This is a genomic window from Stutzerimonas stutzeri, from assembly GCF_002890915.1.
Taxonomy (GTDB): Bacteria; Pseudomonadota; Gammaproteobacteria; order Pseudomonadales; family Pseudomonadaceae; genus Stutzerimonas; species Stutzerimonas stutzeri_AF.
On record NZ_POUT01000005.1, the window covers coordinates 37055 to 56565 of the forward strand.

The 19511-nt window shown below is 66.0% G+C and carries 14 protein-coding genes and 1 pseudogene; 8 read left to right on the top strand and 7 right to left on the bottom strand.

Annotated elements, in window-relative coordinates; translation table 11 throughout:
- Positions 1-113 precede the first annotated feature (113 nt).
- Entirely contained in the window at positions 114-1040 is a 927-nt protein-coding gene (locus CXK94_RS10655; protein ID WP_037037902.1) for an EamA family transporter, read from the top strand.
- A gap of 15 nt (positions 1041-1055) precedes the next feature.
- Here the strand turns inward: CXK94_RS10655 and treF are convergent, their stop codons facing one another.
- Both treF and CXK94_RS10670 read right to left on the bottom strand, forming a co-directional pair.
- On the bottom strand, positions 1056-2696 hold the full coding sequence (gene treF, locus CXK94_RS10660; protein WP_102894333.1) for an alpha,alpha-trehalase TreF: 1641 nt from the start codon (positions 2694-2696) through the stop codon (positions 1056-1058).
- Between the two features lie 288 nt (positions 2697-2984).
- Positions 2985-3732: pseudogene (locus tag CXK94_RS10670) on the bottom strand (SDR family NAD(P)-dependent oxidoreductase).
- Between the two features lie 147 nt (positions 3733-3879).
- On the opposite strand from CXK94_RS10670, the gene rarD reads away from it, so the two are divergent.
- Positions 3880-4770, top strand: coding sequence for an EamA family transporter RarD (rarD, locus tag CXK94_RS10675; RefSeq protein ID WP_102894335.1), 891 nt, complete (start codon positions 3880-3882; stop codon positions 4768-4770).
- Between the two features lie 4 nt (positions 4771-4774).
- Here the strand turns inward: rarD and CXK94_RS10680 are convergent, their stop codons facing one another.
- Positions 4775-5299, bottom strand: coding sequence for a glycine cleavage system protein R (locus CXK94_RS10680; RefSeq protein ID WP_102894336.1), 525 nt, complete (start codon positions 5297-5299; stop codon positions 4775-4777).
- A 236-nt stretch (positions 5300-5535) separates the two neighbouring features.
- Between CXK94_RS10680 and CXK94_RS10685 the strand changes: the two genes are divergently transcribed.
- The 3 genes from CXK94_RS10685 (at position 5536) to CXK94_RS10695 (ending at position 10537) form a co-directional block, all read left to right on the top strand.
- Positions 5536-7716: a malate synthase G gene (locus tag CXK94_RS10685; protein WP_037037907.1), complete on the top strand. Its 2181-nt coding sequence runs from the start codon at positions 5536-5538 to the stop codon at positions 7714-7716.
- A 182-nt stretch (positions 7717-7898) separates the two neighbouring features.
- Positions 7899-9833 (top strand): putative nucleotidyltransferase substrate binding domain-containing protein, encoded by a 1935-nt coding sequence (locus tag CXK94_RS10690; protein WP_102894337.1) that lies wholly within the window; start codon positions 7899-7901, stop codon positions 9831-9833.
- On the top strand, positions 9830-10537 hold the full coding sequence (locus CXK94_RS10695) for a 3'-5' exonuclease (protein WP_102894338.1): 708 nt from the start codon (positions 9830-9832) through the stop codon (positions 10535-10537). The genes CXK94_RS10690 and CXK94_RS10695 overlap by 4 nt, the downstream gene beginning before the upstream one ends.
- Positions 10538-10651: 114 nt before the next feature.
- On the opposite strand, the gene CXK94_RS10700 is transcribed toward CXK94_RS10695, so the two are convergent.
- The 4 genes from CXK94_RS10700 to CXK94_RS10715 form a co-directional block, all read right to left on the bottom strand.
- A complete protein-coding gene (locus tag CXK94_RS10700) occupies positions 10652-11170 on the bottom strand; it encodes a hypothetical protein (RefSeq protein WP_102894339.1) in 519 nt (172 codons plus the stop codon).
- 98 nt (positions 11171-11268) lie between these two features.
- Complete coding sequence (locus CXK94_RS10705) at positions 11269-13038, bottom strand: sodium:solute symporter family protein (protein ID WP_102894340.1); 1770 nt, start codon at positions 13036-13038, stop codon at positions 11269-11271.
- 5 nt (positions 13039-13043) lie between these two features.
- Positions 13044-13307, bottom strand: a complete 264-nt coding sequence (locus tag CXK94_RS10710; RefSeq protein WP_037037913.1) for a DUF4212 domain-containing protein — start codon at positions 13305-13307, stop codon at positions 13044-13046.
- 505 nt (positions 13308-13812) lie between these two features.
- Positions 13813-14322 carry an ATP-dependent zinc protease gene (locus CXK94_RS10715; protein WP_102894341.1) on the bottom strand — a complete coding sequence of 170 codons (510 nt, stop codon included), beginning with the start codon at positions 14320-14322 and terminating at the stop codon, positions 13813-13815.
- 169 nt (positions 14323-14491) lie between these two features.
- On the opposite strand from CXK94_RS10715, the gene dbpA reads away from it, so the two are divergent.
- The 3 genes from dbpA (at position 14492) to CXK94_RS10730 (ending at position 19500) form a co-directional block, all read left to right on the top strand.
- Positions 14492-15871: an ATP-dependent RNA helicase DbpA gene (dbpA, locus tag CXK94_RS10720; protein ID WP_102894342.1), complete on the top strand. Its 1380-nt coding sequence runs from the start codon at positions 14492-14494 to the stop codon at positions 15869-15871.
- Between the two features lie 209 nt (positions 15872-16080).
- Positions 16081-18282 (top strand): YccS family putative transporter, encoded by a 2202-nt coding sequence (gene yccS, locus CXK94_RS10725; RefSeq protein ID WP_102894343.1) that lies wholly within the window; start codon positions 16081-16083, stop codon positions 18280-18282.
- Positions 18283-18315: 33 nt separating this feature from the next.
- On the top strand, positions 18316-19500 hold the full coding sequence (locus tag CXK94_RS10730; RefSeq protein ID WP_102894344.1) for an NAD(P)/FAD-dependent oxidoreductase: 1185 nt from the start codon (positions 18316-18318) through the stop codon (positions 19498-19500).
- Positions 19501-19511: the final 11 nt, after the last annotated feature.

Genomic DNA, 19511 nt, shown 5'->3' on the forward strand with positions numbered 1-19511 from the left:
ATGCTCGCGAACTGGCCCGCTGCAAAACTTCGCGGGCATGGCCCGCTCCTACGATGGAGCTCTCGCAGCGGCGCGGCTTACGGCGAAACGGCAACCCCTGACAAGAGAAGTCCATGTCCACGCCCCCCGCTGTTTTCGCAGCGACACCCTTTGCGCGCCACATCGCCGTGCTCCTGCTGCTCTGCCTCGGTTGCGCCTTCGCCGGCAACCACATCGCGGCGCGGATCGCCTTCGACGACGGCGCCGGCGTGCTGCTGGCGATCCTGATGCGCTCCGGCGGCACCCTGCTGGCGCTCGCCGCCCTGGTGGCCTGGCAGCGCCAGCCCGTCCGCCTGGGCGCCGCCACCTGGCGCTGGCAGCTGCTGCTCGGCCTGCTGATCGCGATACAGAGCCTGTGCCTGTATTCGGCGGTGGCACGCATTCCCGTGGCCATCGCCTTGCTGGTGGCGAATCTGTTTCCGATCCTCCTGGCCCTGCTGACCTGGGCGCTGGGCGGCCCCCGGCCGACGGCACGTACCGCGGCACTGATGGGGGTGATCCTCGTCGGTCTGGCGCTGGTGCTGGACGTGCCCGCGCGGCTGGCCAGCGACACAGCCGGCGGCCCGCAGTGGGCGCTGGGCGTGACGCTGGCGTTCTGCGCCGCCACGGCCTTCGCCTGCGCGCTGTGGGTCACCGATCACAAGCTGTCGACGCTGCGCGGTTCGGTGCGCAGCATGCTGACCATGCTGATCGTGTTCGCCAGCGCCAATCTCGCCGGATTCAGCGGCGTCCTGCCCGGCGGGCTCGCCCTGCCGGCCAGCAGCACCGGCTGGCTGGCGCTGGCGGCGCTGGTGGCGCTCTACGGCACGGGCTTCATCACCCTGTTCGTCTCGGTGCCGCGGCTGGACATGCCGCGCAACGCGCCGGTGATGAACGTCGAGCCGCTGGCCAGCCTGCTGCTGGGCTGGCTGGTGCTCGATCAGTTGCTCAATCCGGGGCAGATCGTCGGCGGGCTGATCGTCGTCACCGGCATCGTGCTGCTGACCTACCGCCGCCCGTGAGCGGCCGTCCGGCCATCAGGGCGCCCTTTGCCTGCTGTGCTCGCGCGCATCGGCCCATTGCGCGCGGCAATGCCCGGCACGGCAGCGGTTGGCCTGGTGGCTGGGGTCTTCCTGCATCAGTTTGCGGGTAACGCCATTGGTCCAGCCGAAACCATCCTGCAGCGGATACTCACCGCCGCCGGCGTGTTCGGTACAGGGCCGCAATACGTACTTCTCGACCAGCTTGCTTTCGCGTTCGAACAGGTGGCCGACGATGCTCAGCCAACGCGCCTCGATGTCCAGCGCCAGCGCGTCGTGCCCGTAGTGCTGCAATCCGCGAATGCCGATCCACTGCAACGGCGCCCAGCCGTTGGGCCGATCCCATTGCTCGCCGCTGCCGGCGATCTCGGTGGTCGACAACCCGCCGGGGGCCAGGAGGCGCGTGCGCACGATGCCGGCGACCGCGGCGGCCTGCTCGGCGCTGGCCAGTTGCACGAATAACGGCGCCAGGGTGGCAGCGGTGAGGTTGTCGCGCTGGCGCCGGCCCTGCCAGTCGTAATCGAAGTAGGCGCCAACCTGCGGGTTCCATAGGTAGCGATCGATCGCCGCCAGCCGCGTCGCGGCACGCTGGCGGAATTCGGCTGCGCAGGCCGACTGGCCCTTCACTGCGGAGAGTTCGGCGATCTGCCGCTCCAGCCGGTAGAGCAGGCTGTTGAGGTCCACCGGCAGGATACCGGTGGTGCGGATGGTGCTCAGGCGGTGCGCATCGTCCAGCCAGCGCGAGCTGAAGTCCCAGCCCGATTCGGCGCCGGCGCGCAGGTCGCGATAGACCTCGTGGCGCGGCCGGCCGCTGGCACGCGCCGTCTCGACATCCTCGCGATAGGATTCCTCGCGCGGGGTGTCGCGCTCGTCCCAGTAGCGGTTGAGCACCACCCCGTCGGCCAGGCAGACGCAGCGCCGGTGCGACTCGCCCGGGCGCAGCGAGTCGCTGCCATCCATCCAGAAGGCGTATTCCTTGCGCAGCTGCGGCAGGTAATCACTGGCCCGATGCACGCCGGTTTCCTCGAACAGCTCGGTCATCAGGGCGAACACCGGCGGCTGCGAGCGCCCCAGGTAATAGGTGCGGTTGCCGTTGGGCACATGCCCGTAGGTGTCGATCAGGTAGGCGAAGTTGTCGGCCATCGAGCGCAGCAGGTCGCAGCGCCCGCTCTCGTCGAGGCCGAGCATGGTGAAGTAGGAATCCCAGTAGTACAGCTCGGTGAAGCGTCCGCCCGGCACCACGTAGTCGTGCGGCAGCGGCAGCAGCGAGGAGTACGCGGGGTGTTCCTGCGGATGCCGGGTGAGCACCGGCCAGAGCCGGTCGATGTGCTCGGCCAGGCTGTCGTCGGGGTTGGCGACGAATTCCTTGGCAGGCAGCCGGTAGTGGCTGAAGTGCTCGGCGACGAAGGCCTTCAGGTCGAACCCGGGATCGCCGCAGCGGGTCCGGTAGCGCTCGAGGATCAGCTCCGGGTGATGCAGCGGCGCGCAGTCGACGAAGGTCTTGCTGTCGGCGAACACCCCTTGCATCTGCACCGCGACGAACAGCTCCTGATAGCGGTCGGCCGGGGTCAGGGTGTCGGCCGCGGAGACGGCGCTGGTGTCGTAGTCGAACGGGGGATGCGTCTGGGTATCGGTCATTCACTGCTCGCTGTAGTTCCCATAGGGTCTGTTGACGTTTCGCCGCACGCCGCGTTGCTGCGCCAAATGACGCCAGGCAAGGCGCGGGACGCAGGCAATGGCCATTCCCTTGTCAAGTCCCGCAACGCCGCATGGCGTCATTTGCCGCGCAACCCGAAGGGACGGGCCGGTTTTTACGCGATGCTGCGTTGCTCGCCGTTCGTTTGGGACCACCAGACTTCACGGCTCGCGCCTTGCCTCGCGTAAAAACCGGCTCCGTCGCGGCCGCGTCCGAAACGTCAACAGACCCTACAGGCCACCATCGACTACCAGTGTAGCTCCGGTGATGTACTCGGCGTCCGCCGAGGCCAGGAAGGCGACCACGCCAGCCACGTCGTGTGGCCGGCCGAGGCGCCCTGCGGGAATGTTCTGCAGCAGGCTGGCGAGCTTGTCCGGCTGGCTCATCAGCTCGCGGTTGATCGGCGTCTCCACGGCTCCCGGGGCCACGTTGTTCACCGTGATGCCGAGCGGGGCGAGCTCGATGGCGATGTTGCGCATCAGCATCTTCAGGCCGCCCTTGCTCGCGCAGTAGGCGGTGAAGTTGGGGTGCGGCAGTTCTTCATGCACCGAGCTGTTGTTGATGATGCGCCCGCCGCGGCCCTGCTCGCGCAGATAGCGGGCGAAGGCCTGGGCGAGGAAGAACGGCCCGCGCAGGTTGACGTCCAGTACCCGATCGTAGTCGTCCTCGCGGGCATCGAGGAATGCCGCATGCGTCTGCACGCCGGCATTGTTGACCAGGATATCCAGCCGGCCCATGCGCTCGACGCTCTCGCGCACCAGCCGCCGGCACTCCTCGACCCGGCCGACGTCGGCGGCGATGAAGCAGGCGCGGCGCCCGCAACGCCGCACCTGTTCGACGCTCTCGCGCGCCTCGGCATCGTCCTCGCGGCCGTTGAGCACCACATCGGCGCCTTCCTGCGCCAGTCTCACTGGCAATACCACGGCCGATACCGTGGGTGCTGCCGGTGACCAGGGCCACCTGGGTGCGAAGTTTCATGCTGCCTCCAATGGACTGCCGTTTCGAACTCTGACGGGACCAGCCGGGCCGTGTTCCCCATCGACGCATTGCAGAGAGTGATACCAGCAGACAAGTGCGACATTGCGGCGCACAATGGCCGGCCTCCCGTTGCCATCTAAGGACTCCATGGCTACTGCCGATCTGCGCAAAGGTTACCTGCTGGGGCTGGCGACCTTCAGCATCTGGGGCATGTTTCCGCTCTACTTCAAGTCCCTCGAGCAATTCGCCGCGCTCGAGATCGTCACCCAGCGCGTCATCTGGTCGGCGGTGTTCGGCACCCTGGTGCTGCTGCTCTGGCGCCATCCGGGCTGGTGGCGCGAGCTGCTGACGCATCCGCGGCGCCTCGGCGTGCTGGCCATTTCCAGCGTGCTGATCGCGGCCAACTGGCTGATCTACGTCTGGGCGGTGAACCATGACCGCATGGTCGAGGCCAGCCTCGGCTACTACATCAACCCGCTGGTCAACGTGCTGCTCGGGCTGGTGGTGCTGCGCGAGCGCCTGCGGCCCTTGCAATGGCTGGCCGTGGCGATGGCGGCAGTGGGGGTCAGCCTGCAGTTGCTGACGCTTGGCGAGTTTCCCTGGATCTCCATCGTGCTGGCGCTGAGCTTCGGCACCTACGGCCTGCTGCGCAAGCAGGCGCCGGTGGCCGCCCTGCCGGGGCTGGTGGTGGAAACCTGGCTGCTGTTGCCGGTCGCCGCGGCCTGGCTGCTGTTCTTCGGCAGCGGCGCGAGCACCGAGCCGGCCTTCTGGACCACCCCCGAGGCGCTCTGGCTGATGGCCGCCGGGCCGGTGACGCTGGTCCCGCTGCTGGGCTTCAACGCCGCCGCGCGCCACCTGCCCTACTCGACCCTGGGCTTCTTGCAGTACCTGACGCCGACGCTGCTGCTGATCCTCGCCGTGCAGGTGTTCGGCGAGCCCTTCCCGGTGGACAGGCAGCTGGCGTTCTTCTGCATCTGGGCCGGCCTTGCGGTGTACAGCCTGGACGCCTGGCGCCTGATGCGCAAAAGCGCCGGCTGAGCACCTACGCCTGCTCCGCCGGCTGCAGCCTGAGTTCCACCATCAGGTCATCGGCCAGGGTTTCCAGACGCTGCTGCAGCAGTTCCAGCGACAGCTCGCTGGGCACCGCCAGGCGCGCCTCGGCGCGGAACAGCGGTTCGCTGCTCATCGGCGCCGGCAGCACGTCGGTGTCCAGGCTTTCCAGGTTGATGCCGTGCTCGGCCAGCAGCCGGGTGATGTCGCGCACGATGCCCGGGCGGTCGTTGCCCACCAGTTCCAGCTGGATCTCCTGCCAGTTCGTCTCCGGCTCCGCGCCGCTGTGCGCCAGCAGGACGCGAATGCCCTGGGCCTGCAGCCCTTGCAGCGCGGCGCTGAGTTCGGCGTGGGCCGGCGCCGGCACGGCTACCCGCAGGATGCCGGCGAACTGCCCGGCCATGCGCGACATGCGGCTCTCCAGCCAGTTGCCGCCGTGGTCGGCGATGCATTGGGCCAGCCGCTCGACCAGCCCCGGCTGATCCTCGGCGATGACCGTGAGTACGAGGTGCTCCATGGGATGCTCCTTGGCTGAAAATGGGTGAGCCGCCCGCGCGATGCGCCGCTGCGTCCAGCGCGGACAGGGCCCAATAGGTATAGCAGGCCAAGGCCGGCAGGACCGCCGCGCAATGCCCCAACGGCACGCGACCGACAGCGGACTGATTTTCCCCACGGCTTCATGTAGTATCCGGCGACTCGGACTACAAGAAACGAATCCGTCCGGCGAATGAGAAGAACCAAGTGAGGCGAGTAATGACTGAGCGCGTTCAAGTCGGTGGCCTGCAGGTCGCCAAAGTCCTGTACGACTTCGTGAACAACGAGGCGATTCCTGGCACTGGCGTCGATGCCGCGGCCTTCTGGGCCGGCGCCGACAGCGTCATCCACGACCTGGCGCCGAAGAACCGCGCCCTGCTGGCCAAGCGCGACGCGCTGCAGGCGCAGATCGACGCCTGGCACCAGGCCCGCGCCGGTCAGGCCCACGACGCCGTGGCCTACAAGGCCTTCCTGCAGGAAATCGGCTACCTGCTGCCGGAAGCCGAAGACTTCCAGGCCACCACCGAGAACGTCGACGAAGAGATCGCCCACATGGCCGGCCCGCAGCTGGTGGTGCCGATCATGAACGCGCGCTTCGCCCTGAACGCCGCCAACGCCCGCTGGGGCTCGCTGTACGACGCGCTGTACGGCACCGACGCCATCTCCGAGGAAGGCGGTGCGCAGAAGGGCCCGGGCTACAACGAAGTCCGCGGCAACAAGGTCATCGCCTACGCGCGTGACTTCCTCGACCAGGCCGCCCCGCTGGAAACCGGCTCGCATGCCGATTCCACGGGCTACCGCATCGACGGCGGCAAGCTGGTCGTCGCGCTGAACAACGGCAGCACCACCGGCCTGAAGAACCCGGCCCAGCTGCAGGGCTTCCAGGGCGAAGCCGGCGCACCGATCGCCGTACTGCTGAAGAACAACGGCATCCACTTCGAGATCCAGATCGACCCGGCCAGTCCGATCGGCCAGACCGATGCCGCCGGCGTGAAGGACATCCTGATGGAAGCGGCGCTGACCACCATCATGGACTGCGAGGACTCCATCGCCGCCGTCGACGCCGACGACAAGACCATCGTCTACCGCAACTGGCTCGGCCTGATGAAGGGCGATCTGGTCGAGGAGCTGGAGAAGGGCGGCAAGCGCATCACCCGCGCGATGAACCCGGACCGCGTCTACACCCAGGCCGCCGGCAACGGCGAGCTGACCCTGCACGGCCGCTCGCTGCTGTTCATCCGCAACGTCGGCCACCTGATGACCAACGACGCCATCCTCGATAAGGACGGCAACGAAGTGCCGGAAGGCATCATGGACGGCCTGTTCACCAGCCTGATCGCCATCCACAACCTCAACGGCAACACCAGCCGCAAGAACACCCGCACCGGCTCGATGTACATCGTCAAGCCGAAGATGCACGGCCCGGAAGAAGTGGCCTTCGCCAGCGAACTGTTCGGCCGCGTCGAGGACGTCCTCGGCCTTGCGCGCAACACCCTCAAGGTCGGCATCATGGACGAGGAGCGTCGCACCACGATCAACCTCAAGGCCTGCATCAAGGAAGCGCGCGAGCGCGTGGTGTTCATCAACACCGGCTTCCTCGACCGCACCGGCGACGAGATCCACACCTCCATGGAAGCCGGCCCGATGGTGCGCAAGGCCGCCATGAAGGCCGAGAAGTGGATCAACGCCTACGAGAACAACAACGTCGACGTGGGCCTCGCCTGTGGCCTGCAGGGCAAGGCGCAGATCGGCAAGGGCATGTGGGCCATGCCGGACCTGATGGCCGCCATGCTCGAGCAGAAGGTCGGCCACCCGCTGGCCGGCGCCAACACCGCCTGGGTCCCGTCGCCGACTGCCGCCACGCTGCACGCCATGCACTACCACAAGGTCGACGTGCAGGCACGTCAGGCCGAGCTGGCCAAGCGCGAGAAAGCGTCCATCGACGACATCCTCACCCTCCCGCTGGCACAGGACACCAACTGGAGCGAGGAAGAGAAGCGCAACGAGCTGGACAACAACGCCCAGGGCATCCTCGGCTACATGGTCCGCTGGGTCGAACAAGGCGTCGGCTGCTCCAAGGTGCCGGACATCAACGACGTCGCGCTGATGGAAGACCGCGCCACGCTGCGTATCTCCAGCCAGCACGTCGCCAACTGGATGCGCCACGGTGTAGTGACCAAGGATCAGGTGATCGAAAGCCTCAAGCGCATGGCCGCCGTGGTCGATCGCCAGAACGAGGGCGACCCGCTGTACCGCCCGATGGCACCTGACTTCGACAACAGCGTGGCCTTCCAGGCTGCGCTGGAGCTGGTCCTCGAAGGCACCAAGCAGCCCAACGGCTACACCGAGCCGGTATTGCACCGCCGCCGCCGCGAGTTCAAGGCCAAGAACGGCCTGTAACCTCGTCCCGCACCAGAAAAACCGCCCCTCGGGGCGGTTTTTTTGTCTCCCGCCCCGCCGCAACACCCTGAAACGCCGGGCTGACCCCGATCAGCTTCCGGGATACCCGCGCTGACTAGACTTACGTCCAATTGGGCCGAACCGGCCCACGGCCCACCATGGACAAAAAATGGAAATCACCCATGAGCACACCTGACGCCTTCGCCCAGGCAGGGAAGACGGCTGTACTGCAGAACATCCACGGCACCATGGAGTTCCTGCGCAAGTACGCCCCGTTCAACCAGATGGAGCCGGCGCACCTCGCCTATCTCGTCGAGAATTGCGAGCTGCGCTTCTATGCCGAAGGCGACTGCATCATTTCACCGGACGATGGCGTGGTGCAGCACTTCTTCATCGTCAAGCAGGGCCGCGTCCACGGCCAGCGCCCCCATACCGCCAAGCGCGGCACCGACACCACCTTCGAGGTCATCGTCGGCGAGTGCTTCCCGATGGCCGCCCTCATGGGCGAGCGCGCCACCCGCACCGCGCACCTGGCGGCCGAAGACACCTTCTGCTTCCTGCTGAACAAACCGGCCTTCGTCAAACTGGTGTCCAGTTCCGACGTGTTTCGCGACTTCGCCATACGTGGCGTGAGCAGCCTGCTCGACCTGGTCAACCAGCAGGCGCAGATGCGCGCCGTGGAAAGCCTCGGCGAGAACTTCTCGCTGGAAACCAGCATCGGCGACCTGGCGCTGCACCATCCGGTGTCCTGCCTGCCCAGCCGGCCGCTGAACGAGGCGGTGGCGCTGATGCAGGAGGAGAACGTCGGCAGCATCGTCATCGTCGATGAAGCCCTCCATCCGCAGGGCATCTTCACCCTGCGCGACCTGCGCCGGGTCATCGGCAGCGGCACCACCGATCTGGGCCAGCCGATCGCGCAGTTCATGACGCACGATCCGTTCTACCTGCCGCCGGACGCCACCGCCTTCGACGCGGCGATCGCCATGACCGAGCGGCACATCGCGCATGTCTGTGTGGTGGAGGACGGCCTGCTGTGCGGGGTGATATCCGAGCGCGACCTGTTCTCCCTGCAGCGCGTGGACCTGGTGCACCTGGCGCAAACCATCCGCCATGCGGACAGCGTCGATGCGCTGGTGGTCATTCGCAGCCGCATCCGGCAGTTGGTCGACAACATGCTGGCCCACGGCGCCTCCTCGGCGCAGATCACCCACATCGTCACCCTGCTCAACGACCACACCGTCTGCCGGGTGATCGAGCTGGCCATCGCCAATATGGGCGATCCCGGCATTCCGTTCACCTGGCTGTGCTTCGGCAGCGAAGGCCGCCAGGAACAGACCCTGCACACCGACCAGGACAACGGCATGCTCTTCGAGGCCGCCGACGCCGCCGAAGCCGCGCACATCCGCGGGCGCCTGCTGCCGCTGGCCGAACGCATCAACCGCGACCTCGATACCTGCGGCTTTACCCTGTGCAAGGGCAACATCATGGCCAGCAATCCGCAGCTGTGCCTGTCGCGCCAGGAATGGAGCCGCCGCTTCAGCTCGTTCATCCGCGAGGCGACGCCGGAAAACCTGCTCAGCAGCACCATCTATTTCGACCTGCGCGCCATCTGGGGCTCGCCCGAAGGCTGCGAGCAGCTGCGCCAGAACCTGCTCGAGGAAATCGCCGACAATAGCCTGTTCCAGCGCATGATGGCCGACAACGCCCTGCGCCATCGGCCACCGGTCGGCCGCTTTCGCGATTTCGTCGTGGCCCGCAAGGGCGAAACCAAGGACACCCTGGACCTCAAGGTGCAAGGCCTGACGCCCTTCGTCGACGGTGCCCGCCTGCTGGCGTTGAGCAATGGCATCGGCAGCTGCAACACGCTCGAGCGGCTGCGCAAGCTGGTGGAAAAAGGCGTCATCGAGGACAAGGACGGCGCGGCCTACGAAGAGGCCTACCATTTCATCCAGCAGACGCGCATGCAGCACCATCAACAGCAGGCACGCGACGGATTGCCCTATTCCAACCGCCTGGATCCGGATACGCTCAATGTGCTCGACCGCCGAATCCTGCGCGAATCCTTCCGCCAGGCCCAGCGTCTACAGGCCAGTCTCGCGGTGCGCTATCAGTTATGAGTATGTTCTGGTTCAACTCACGCGGGCCGAAGCTCCCCCACGAGCAGCAGCGGCGCATCGCCGAGCTGCCACGGCCGGCGCTTCCCAAGGCCGTCCCCCTGCGTGAACAGCGGCTGGTGGTGCTCGACCTGGAAACCACCGGGCTGCACCTCAAGCGCGACCTGGTCATCGCCATCGGCGCGGTGGTCATCGAAGACGGTGCCATCGACTATTCCCAACAGTTCGAATGCACCCTGTGTCGCCAGGTCAAGCTCACCGAGAGCGTGCTGATACACGGCATCGCCCCCAGCGAGCTGGCCAGCGGGCTGCCGCCGGCCGAAGCACTGCTCAGTTTCATGGAGTTCGCCGCCGACAGCGTCATACTGGCCTTTCACGCGCCCTTCGATCAGCGCATGCTGGCCCGCGCACTGAAAAACGAACTGGGTTACAACCTGGAGCACACCTTCCTCGACGTAGCGGATCTGGCGCCCATGCTGTTTCCGGAAGCGATGATCCATCGCGGCGGCCTGGATCACTGGCTCGACCAGTTCAACATCCACATTCCGCAGCGCCACAACGCGGCAGCCGATGCCATGGCCACGGCGGAAATCGCCCTGATACTGCTCAATCGCGCCCAGCGCACGGGACTGCAGCGCTTCGACGAGCTGGCCCAGCGGCTCAGGTGCTGGCAGCGCGCGCGCAAAGCCGCATTCAATTCGATCTGAGCCGATGCTCCAGCGACCTGCGCGCTGCAGGAGGCGACCGCCTGTCCCCCGCGTCATCCCGGAGCGCGCATCGGACGGTGCTGATGCGCGGCCGCCATACGTCGAGGCGAGCGCTTACCGAGCGCGCTCGCAGATGGCCTGATAGAGCGGTGAAGCCGGCTCCAGTCGAGTCAGTGTCTCGGCCTTCGCCTCGCCGGCCTCGTTGAGCCTGAACATCGCCTTCTCGCTGCACAGCAGCTGATAGCGAGCACTTCGCACGGTGGACATCAGGCTGCTCTTCTCGAAGCGATACAGCACGAAGCGGGCAACACGCCCTTGCTCGGTGTCCTGGACCTGCGCATTCGCGTCATCCAGCACCGTATAGGCCAGCGGCATGGGATACATCATCGTCCAGGGCCGCCAGAGCATGCCGCCCTTTTCGCTCGACACCACCAGGGAGCCTTCCGGCAGGCGCGCCTGGGTGCTGGCGAACCAGGTGTATTCGTAGTGAATGGCATATGCCAGCATGCCCAAGCCGGCAAATACCGGAACGATCCACTTCGGCAGCCGCTTGCGCGTCAAGGAACGCAACAGCAGTGCGATCCCCGCAGCGGCAGCGGCGGCGGCTGCCGCCGCGATTAGATGCCAGAACATATACGAGTCCCCCTAAAAAAATCGGGCTTCCAGATGGAAGCCCGACTTGTACCTCAACCTCGTGCCAGACCAGGTCTGACGTCCGGTTGCATTATCAGTTAGTGATCAAGCGCAGCGCCAGCACCTTTCGGGGTACGCACGCTCTCGACCAGGTCCTGGATCTCCTGCGGCGGTGCCTGGGTGGCCATCGACACCGCGTAGGCCACGGCGAAGTTCAGGATGGCACCTACGGCACCGAAGGCCTGCGGGGAAATCCCCATCCACCACTGGTCAGGCGTGTTGGCCAGGGTCGCGGTGCCCGGGATGAAGAACCAGCCCAGGTACAGGAAGATGTACACGGCGGTGCTCACCACACCCACCAGCATACCGGCCACGGCACCCGCGCTGTTCACACGCTTGGAGAAGATACCCATCATCAGCGCCGGGAACAGGCTCGCTGCCGCGAGACCGAACGCCAGGGCCACCACCTGGGCCGCAAAGCCCGGAGGGTTCAGACCCAGATAGGTCGCCAGGAGGATGGCTGCCGTCATGGAGATACGGGCAGCCCTCATCTCGCTCTTCTCGCTGATCTTCGGATTGATCAGGGTCTTGATCAGGTCGTGGCTGATCGCCGAGGAGATCGCCAGCAGCAGGCCGGCAGCGGTCGACAGTGCAGCGGCAATGGCACCCGCGGCGATCAGACCGATGACCCAGCTCGGCAGGTTGGCGATTTCCGGGTTGGCCAGCACGATGATGTCGTTGTTGACGGTCAGCTCGTTACCGTTCCAGCCGCGCTCCTGGGCGGTCGGGGCGAAGGTGGCGTTGGCGTCGTTGTACATCTGCACACGGCCATCGCTGTTCTTGTCTTCCCACTTGATCAGACCGGTATGTTCCCAGGTCTGCACCCACTCCGGACGATCTTCGTAACGGATCGCTTCGGCCTGCGGACCTTCCGGATAGATGGTCTGTACCAGGTTCAGGCGCGCCATGGAGGCAACGGCCGGTGCGGTCAGGTACAGCAGGGCGATGAAGACCAGCGTCCAGCCGGCGGACCAGCGAGCATCGGCCACCCGCGGTACGGTGAAGAAGCGGATGATCACGTGCGGCAGACCGGCGGTACCGATCATCAGCGACAGGGTGAACAGGAACATGTTCAGCTTGTTGTCGATGTCTGCGGTGTAGGCAGCGAAGCCCAGGTCGGTGACGACCTGATCCAGCTTGTCCAGCAGCGGCACGCCGGAATCGACGTGGGTACCGAACATGCCGAACATCGGGATCGGGTTGCCGGTCAGCTGCATGGCGATGAACACCGCCGGGATGGTGTAGGCAATGATCAGCACCACGTACTGCGCCACCTGGGTGTAGGTGATGCCCTTCATCCCACCGAACACCGCGTAGGCGAACACGATCGCGGCCGCGATCCAGATACCGGCGGAGTTGCTTACTTCCAGGAAGCGGGAGAACGCCACACCGGCACCGGCCATCTGACCGATTACGTAGGTCACGGAAATCAGAATCAGACAGATAACTGCAACCAGGCGCGCGCCGCGGCTGTAGAAACGGTCACCGATGAAGTCCGGCACGGTGAACTTGCCGAACTTGCGCAGGTAGGGCGCAAGCAGCATCGCCAGCAGCACGTAGCCGCCGGTCCAGCCCATCAGGTAGACGGAGGTGGCATAACCGCCGGAGGCGATGATACCGGCCATGGAGATGAAGGATGCCGCGGACATCCAGTCCGCCGCCGTTGCCATGCCGTTGGTGACAGGATGAACGCCACCACCGGCGACGTAGAACTCCTTAGTCGACCCGGCACGGGCCCAGACCGCGATCCCGATATAGAGCAGGAACGAGGCGCCCACGAACATCATGTTGATCCAATATTGGCTCATAGTGGTTACTCCTCAACCCCGAATTCCTTGTCCAGTTTGTTCAGCCGCCACGCGTAGTGGAAGATGATCGCAATGAACGTGATGATGGAACCCTGTTGAGCGAACCAGAAGCCAAGATCCGTTCCCCCTACAGGGATACCGGACACCAGCGGGCGCAGGAGGATACCGAAACCGTATGAGACAAGAGCCCAGACCACTAAGCTCCAAGTGATAAGGCGAACATTCGCCTTCCAGTACGCAGCAGCATTTTGTTTATCGTTGTCGGCCATTGACGTTCTCCGCCTTATTGTTATTGCAAGAAAGAACCACATACTGAATCTAACAAAGGTGCCTTATAGAATGAAAGCCCCGACTTTAGTCTGACAAACAAGCGAAAAAGGCGGGCAGGTGCCAAACAGAGCCCTCCAGCTGCACGCCCTGTTGCGCTCAATCGCACCGTAACCGTCGCCCCAGACAGCCGGCCGTCACCCTGCAGGCGGACCGGTCGCAGGCCGAGGGCAATCGACCAGCCACCCCGAAACACGACCGGCCGGTCACGTGATAATTAACAGCGGCATATGACTATTCGCACCAAATCATATTCCAATTTAATTACCACTCATTAACAAGCCCGAACGAACCCATATAAGTTTCAAACTAACGACCTATGAACTAAAGTTTAAAACAAAAATAACAAGTCGAAATAATGAACATCCTTTATTTCGACTTGATTGCAATAAGCGAAGCAGGCCTCGACCGAAGCCGGACGGCACAAACGTGCAGGAGCGGCCTGCTTCAGCAGGCCGGTTGGCCTGCGGTGTACTTCTCAGTGGGGTAGATCGCCGCATCCAGGTCGCGGATGGTCTCGGCGCCGATCAGCAACGGATAGCTGAAATGGGTGCGATCGGTCAGGTTGACCTCCACTTCGCGCAACTGGTCGCCAATGCACAGTTGCATGCCGATGATGGGCCGCTCGGCCCGCGGCGGCTCGCTGCGCGATGCGCTGCCGCCGGCCTCTTCGGCACGTGTCTTGATGCGGCTGATGCCGAGCAGGGGCTGCTCGTAGAGCGTGTCATCGGCGCCAGCGACGGCCAGGCGGAAGCGTACCCAGTCTTCGCCATCGCGGCGGAACTGCTCGATGTCGCGCGCCGACAGCGAGGCGGTCATGGCGCCGGTGTCCATCTTGGCGGGCAGGGTCTTGCCGATTTCTTCGATCTTGATGTGTTCGTAACGGCCATAGAGGGTGGGCTGCGCCGCGAATGCGGGGAATGCCAGCAATCCGGCGAGGAAAAACGCGCGTGACAAAACGACCTCCTGAGGGTGACGAGTGGGCCATTTTCGATCGGCGCACCGCCTCGGGGTTCCGCCTGGCCACCATACAAAACATTTCATTCCCACCGTCCGGCCGTTCGCCGCGCAGGCCCGGGCGGCCCTGTTAGACTGCACGCCGATTCCGCCGCCGAAGACCCCGCCCGTGCCCAATTCCGCCTTTGCCACCCTGCCGCTTTCCGCCGCCATGCTGGCCAACCTCGACGCCCTCGGCTACACGGCGATGACTCCGATCCAGGCGCAGAGCCTGCCGGCGATGCTCGAGGGCCAGGACCTGATCGCCCAGGCCAAGACCGGCAGCGGCAAGACCGCCGCCTTCGGCATCGCCCTGCTCGCCCCACTGAACCCGCGCTACTTCGGCTGCCAGGCGCTGGTGCTGTGCCCGACCCGCGAGCTCGCCGACCAGGTCGCCAAGGAGCTGCGCCGGCTGGCACGCGCAGCGGACAACATCAAGATCCTCACCCTCTGCGGCGGGGTTCCCATCGGTCCGCAGATCGGCTCGCTGGAACATGGCGCGCACGTCATCGTCGGTACCCCGGGGCGCATCCAGGAGCACCTGGACAAAGGCACGCTGCAACTCGACGGGCTCAATACGCTGGTGCTCGACGAGGCCGACCGCATGCTCGACATGGGCTTCTACGACGCCATCGCCGCGATCATCGGGCGGACCCCGGCCAAGCGGCAGACCCTGCTGTTCTCCGCCACCTACCCGAGCGGCATCGCGCAGCTCGCGGCGGCCTTCATGCGCACGCCGCAGCAGGTAAAGGTCGAGGCCCTGCACGACGACACCCAGATCGAGCAGCGCTTCTATGAGATCGACGCCGGCGAACGGCTGCCGGCAGTGGTGCGGGTACTGGCCAGTTTCCGCCCGCAGAGCTGCGTGGCGTTCTGCTTCACCAAGCAGCAGTGCCAGGACCTGGTCGAGCAGTTGAATGCCAGCGGCATCTCGGCGATGGCACTGCATGGCGACCTCGAGCAACGCGAGCGCGACCAAGTGCTGGCGATGTTCGCCAACCGCAGCCTGTCGGTGCTGGTGGCCACCGACGTGGCCGCGCGCGGGCTGGACATCGACGCGCTGGACCTGGTGATCAACGTCGAGCTGGCGCGCGACGCCCAGGTCCATGTGCACCGCGTCGGCCGCACCGGCCGTGCCGGCAACAGGGGCATCGCCGTCAGCCTGGTGGCCCCGGCGGAGGCGCACCGCGCCCGGGCCATCGAGGAACTGCAGCGGGCGCCGCTGAACTGGCAGCCGCTGGAGAGCCTCGCGGCGCACAGCGGCGAACCGCTGCAGGCACCCATGCAGACGCTGTGCATCGCCGCCGGCCGCAAGGACAAGCTGCGCCCCGGCGACATTCTCGGCGCCCTGACCGGCGATGCCGGCATTCCCGGAAGCAAGGTCGGCAAGATCGCGATCTTCGACTTCCAGGCCTACGTCGCGGTGGAACGTGACGTCGCCGGGCCGGCACTGAAGCGCCTCAATGCCGGCAAGATCAAGGGCCGCTCGCTGAAGGTCCGCGCGCTGTAGGGTGGATGGCCGAAGCCATCCACGCGGATAGGGTGCAGGGCTCACGAGGCGTATCGCTGCACGCCCCGCGTGGAAAATCGCTTCGCGAGTTTTCCACCCTACTGCCGCGCGCGCGGTCGTTACCATGCGGGAAAATTCGCCGCAGCCCGTGACAGCGTTGTGCTGACGGCGTCCAATAGAACCTTTCCCGCCGCCAGGTCCGCCCGCCCATGCCGACACCCTCGTTCCGCCAGTCCCTGCGGCGCCTCTGGGCGCTGGAGAAGTTCGGCTACAGCCTGCGGGTGTTCATCGCGCTGGCCGGCAGCATGGGGCTGAGCTGGCAGCTCGGACAACCGGCACTGGTGATTCCGCTGTTCCTCGGCATCATCGCCAGCGCCCTGGCGGAAACCGACGACAGCTGGCTCGGCCGGCTCAGCGCGCTGCTGGTGACGCTGCTGTGTTTCAGCGTCGCCTCGGTCTCGGTGGAACTGCTGTTCCCCTACCCGCTGCTGTTCGTCCTCGGCCTGGCCGCCTCGACCTTCGCCCTGGTGATGCTCGGCGCGCTCGGCGAACGCTACGCGACCATCGCCCAGGCGACGCTGATCCTCGCGATCTACAGCATGATCGCCGCCGATCAGCGTGGTGAGGCGGCGGCGCTGCAGTTCTGGCGCGACCCGCTGCTGCTGCTCGCCGGCGCGGCCTGGTACGGCCTGCTCTCGGTGCTGTGGAACGCCCTGTTCACCCACCAGCCGGTGCAGCAGAGCCTGGCCCGGCTGTATCGCGAACTGGGCCATTATTTCCGCCTCAAGGCCGCGCTGTTCGAACCGGTGCGCCAGCTCGACGTCGAGGAGCGCCGCCTGCAACTGGCGCAGCAGAACGGCCGGGTGGTCAATGCCTTGAATGCGGCCAAGGAGACCCTGCTCAACCGCCTCGGCCAGGGGCGGCCCGGGGTGAAGATCAACCGCTACCTCAAGCTCTACTTCCTCGCCCAGGACCTGCACGAACGCGTCAGCTCCTCGCATTATCCCTACCAGGCACTGGCCGAGGCCTTCTTCCACAGCGACGTGCTGTTCCGCTGCCAGCGCCTGCTGCGCCTGCAGGCCAGCGCCTGCGGCGAGCTGGCCGAGGCGGTGCAGCTGCGCCAGGCGTTCCGCTACAGCGAGGCCAACGCCCAGGCGATGGCCGACCTGGAGGCCTCGCTGGAGCACCTGCGCCTGCAGAGCAACCCGGCCTGGCGCGGCCTGCTGCGCTCGCTGCGCGCCCTGGCCGGCAACCTCGCCACTGTGCAGCGCCAGCTCGCCAGCGCCAGCGACCCCGACGCGCTGCAGGGCGAGCAGGACAGCAGCCTGCTGGACCGCCAGCCGCAATCGCTGCGCGAGGCCTTCAACCGCGTGCGCCAGCAACTGACGCCGACCTCGCTGCTGTTCCGCCATGCCCTGCGCATGAGCATCGCCCTGGTCGGCGGCTATGCGGTGCTGCACGCGATCCATCCCGAGCAGGGCTACTGGGTGCTGCTGACCACGGTGTTCGTCTGCCAACCCAACTACGGCGCCACGCGGATCAAGCTGGTGCAGCGGGTCAGCGGCACCGTGCTCGGCCTGCTGGCCGGCTGGGCACTGTTCGATCTGTTTCCCAATACGCAGGTCCAGGCGCTGTTCGCGGTGGTCGCCGGGGTGGTCTTCTTCGCCGCCCGCAGCACGCGCTACACCCTGGCCACGGCGGCGATCACCCTGCTGGTGCTGTTCTGCTTCAACCAGGTCGGCGACGGCTACGGACTGATCTGGCCGCGCCTGTTCGATACCCTGCTCGGCAGCCTGATCGCCGCCGCCGCGGTGTTCCTGATCCTGCCGGACTGGCAGGGCCGGCGGCTGAACCAGGTGGTGGCCAACACCCTCAGCTGCAACAGCGACTATCTGCGCCAGATCATGCGCCAGTACGAGAGCGGCAAGCACGACGACCTGGCCTATCGGCTGGCCCGGCGCAACGCGCACAACGCCGATGCGGCGCTGTCCACCACGCTGTCGAACATGCTGCTGGAGCCCGGGCACTTCCGCAAGGAAGCCGAGACCGGCTTCCGCTTCCTGATCCTCTCGCACACCCTGCTCAACTACCTCTCCGGCCTCGGCGCGCACCGCGAGAGCCTGCCCGACGACGCCAGCGACGCGCTGCTGGAAAGCGCCGCGCAGCAGCTCGCCGCCAGCCTCGACGACCTCGCCGCGGCGCTGCTGCACAAGCGTCCGGTGGCCATCTACAGTGAAGAGGAAGATGCCCTAGCGCAGCGGCTCGAGCAGCTGCCGGACGACACCGACGACGGCCATCGCCTGGTGCAGACCCAGCTCGGGCTGATCTGCCGGCAACTGGCGCCGTTGCGCAGCATGGCCGTGCACCTGCTCAAGCAGGATGCCGTCGAGCCTGGCGGACAGGCACGGTAAGATGCGCGGCTTTTCTGCGAACGAGGGCACCCCGTGCTAACCCCAGAAGTCACCATCATCGGCGCCGGCGCCGCCGGCCTGATGTGCGCATTCAACGCGGCGTCGCGCGGGCGCCGGGTGCTGCTGCTCGATCACGCCAACAAGGCCGGCAAGAAGATCCTGATGTCCGGCGGCGGGCGCTGCAATTTCACCAACCTGTACACCGAGCCGGCGAACTTTCTCTCCGGCAACCCGCATTTCTGCAAGTCGGCGCTGGCGCGCTACAGCCAGTGGGACTTCCTCGAGCTGGTCGCCCGCCATGGCGTGCCCTACCACGAGAAGAAGCTCGGCCAGCTGTTCTGCGACAACAAGTCCAGCGACATCCTCGAGATGCTGCTCGGCGAATGCACGCGGGCCGGTGTCGACCTGCGCCTCGGCATCGCCGTCGAGACGGTGAGGAAGACCGACACGGGCTATGCGCTGCAGACCGGCATCGGGCCAGTGCATTGCCAGTCGCTGGTGATCGCCACCGGCGGCCTGTCGATCCCGACTCTGGGCGCCACCGGCTTCGGCTACCAGGTCGCCCGCCAGTTCGGCCACAACGTGCTGCCGACCCGCGCCGGACTGGTGCCCTTCACCATCACCGAACCGACGCTCAAGGCCATGTGCGCCGAGCTATCCGGGACCTCGGTGGAGGACTGCCTGGTCAGCTGCAACGGGCAGAGCTTCCGCGAGAACATCCTGTTCACCCACCGCGGCCTGTCGGGCCCGGCGATCCTGCAGATATCCTCCTACTGGCAGCCGGGCGACGTGCTGCATATCGACCTGCTGCCGCACCTGAACCTCGACGAATGGCTGGCGACGCAGCAGCAGGAACGCCCCAATGCAGAGCTGAAGACCCTGCTCGGCGAAGTCTTCACCCGCAAGATGGCCGGGCTGCTCTGCGAGCACTGGTTCGTCTCCAGAGCGCTGAAGCAATACACGAGGGTGGAGCTGGAGGCGATTGCCGCGCAGCTGAGCGACTGGCAGCTGGTGCCCGCCGGCACCGAGGGCTATCGCACCGCCGAAGTGACGCTGGGCGGCGTGGATACCCGCGAAGTCTCGTCCAAGACCCTGGAATCGCAGAAATCGCCGGGGCTGTACTTCATCGGCGAGGTGCTGGACGTCAGCGGCCACCTGGGCGGTTTCAACTTCCAGTGGGCCTGGGCCTCGGGCTTTGCCGCGGCCCAGTTCGTCTGACCCGCAGACAC

Coding starts and splice junctions, on each gene's coding strand:
- CXK94_RS10655 (WP_037037902.1), top strand. CDS start 114: ATGTCCACGCCCCCCGCTGTTTTCGCAGCGACACCCTTTGCGCGCCAC.
- CXK94_RS10680 (WP_102894336.1), bottom strand. CDS start 5,299: ATGGAGCACCTCGTACTCACGGTCATCGCCGAGGATCAGCCGGGGCTG.
- rarD (WP_102894335.1), top strand. CDS start 3,880: ATGGCTACTGCCGATCTGCGCAAAGGTTACCTGCTGGGGCTGGCGACC.
- CXK94_RS10705 (WP_102894340.1), bottom strand. CDS start 13,038: ATGAGCCAATATTGGATCAACATGATGTTCGTGGGCGCCTCGTTCCTG.
- CXK94_RS10710 (WP_037037913.1), bottom strand. CDS start 13,307: ATGGCCGACAACGATAAACAAAATGCTGCTGCGTACTGGAAGGCGAAT.
- yccS (WP_102894343.1), top strand. CDS start 16,081: ATGCCGACACCCTCGTTCCGCCAGTCCCTGCGGCGCCTCTGGGCGCTG.
- CXK94_RS10690 (WP_102894337.1), top strand. CDS start 7,899: ATGAGCACACCTGACGCCTTCGCCCAGGCAGGGAAGACGGCTGTACTG.
- CXK94_RS10700 (WP_102894339.1), bottom strand. CDS start 11,170: ATGTTCTGGCATCTAATCGCGGCGGCAGCCGCCGCCGCTGCCGCTGCG.
- CXK94_RS10685 (WP_037037907.1), top strand. CDS start 5,536: ATGACTGAGCGCGTTCAAGTCGGTGGCCTGCAGGTCGCCAAAGTCCTG.
- treF (WP_102894333.1), bottom strand. CDS start 2,696: ATGACCGATACCCAGACGCATCCCCCGTTCGACTACGACACCAGCGCC.
- CXK94_RS10695 (WP_102894338.1), top strand. CDS start 9,830: ATGAGTATGTTCTGGTTCAACTCACGCGGGCCGAAGCTCCCCCACGAG.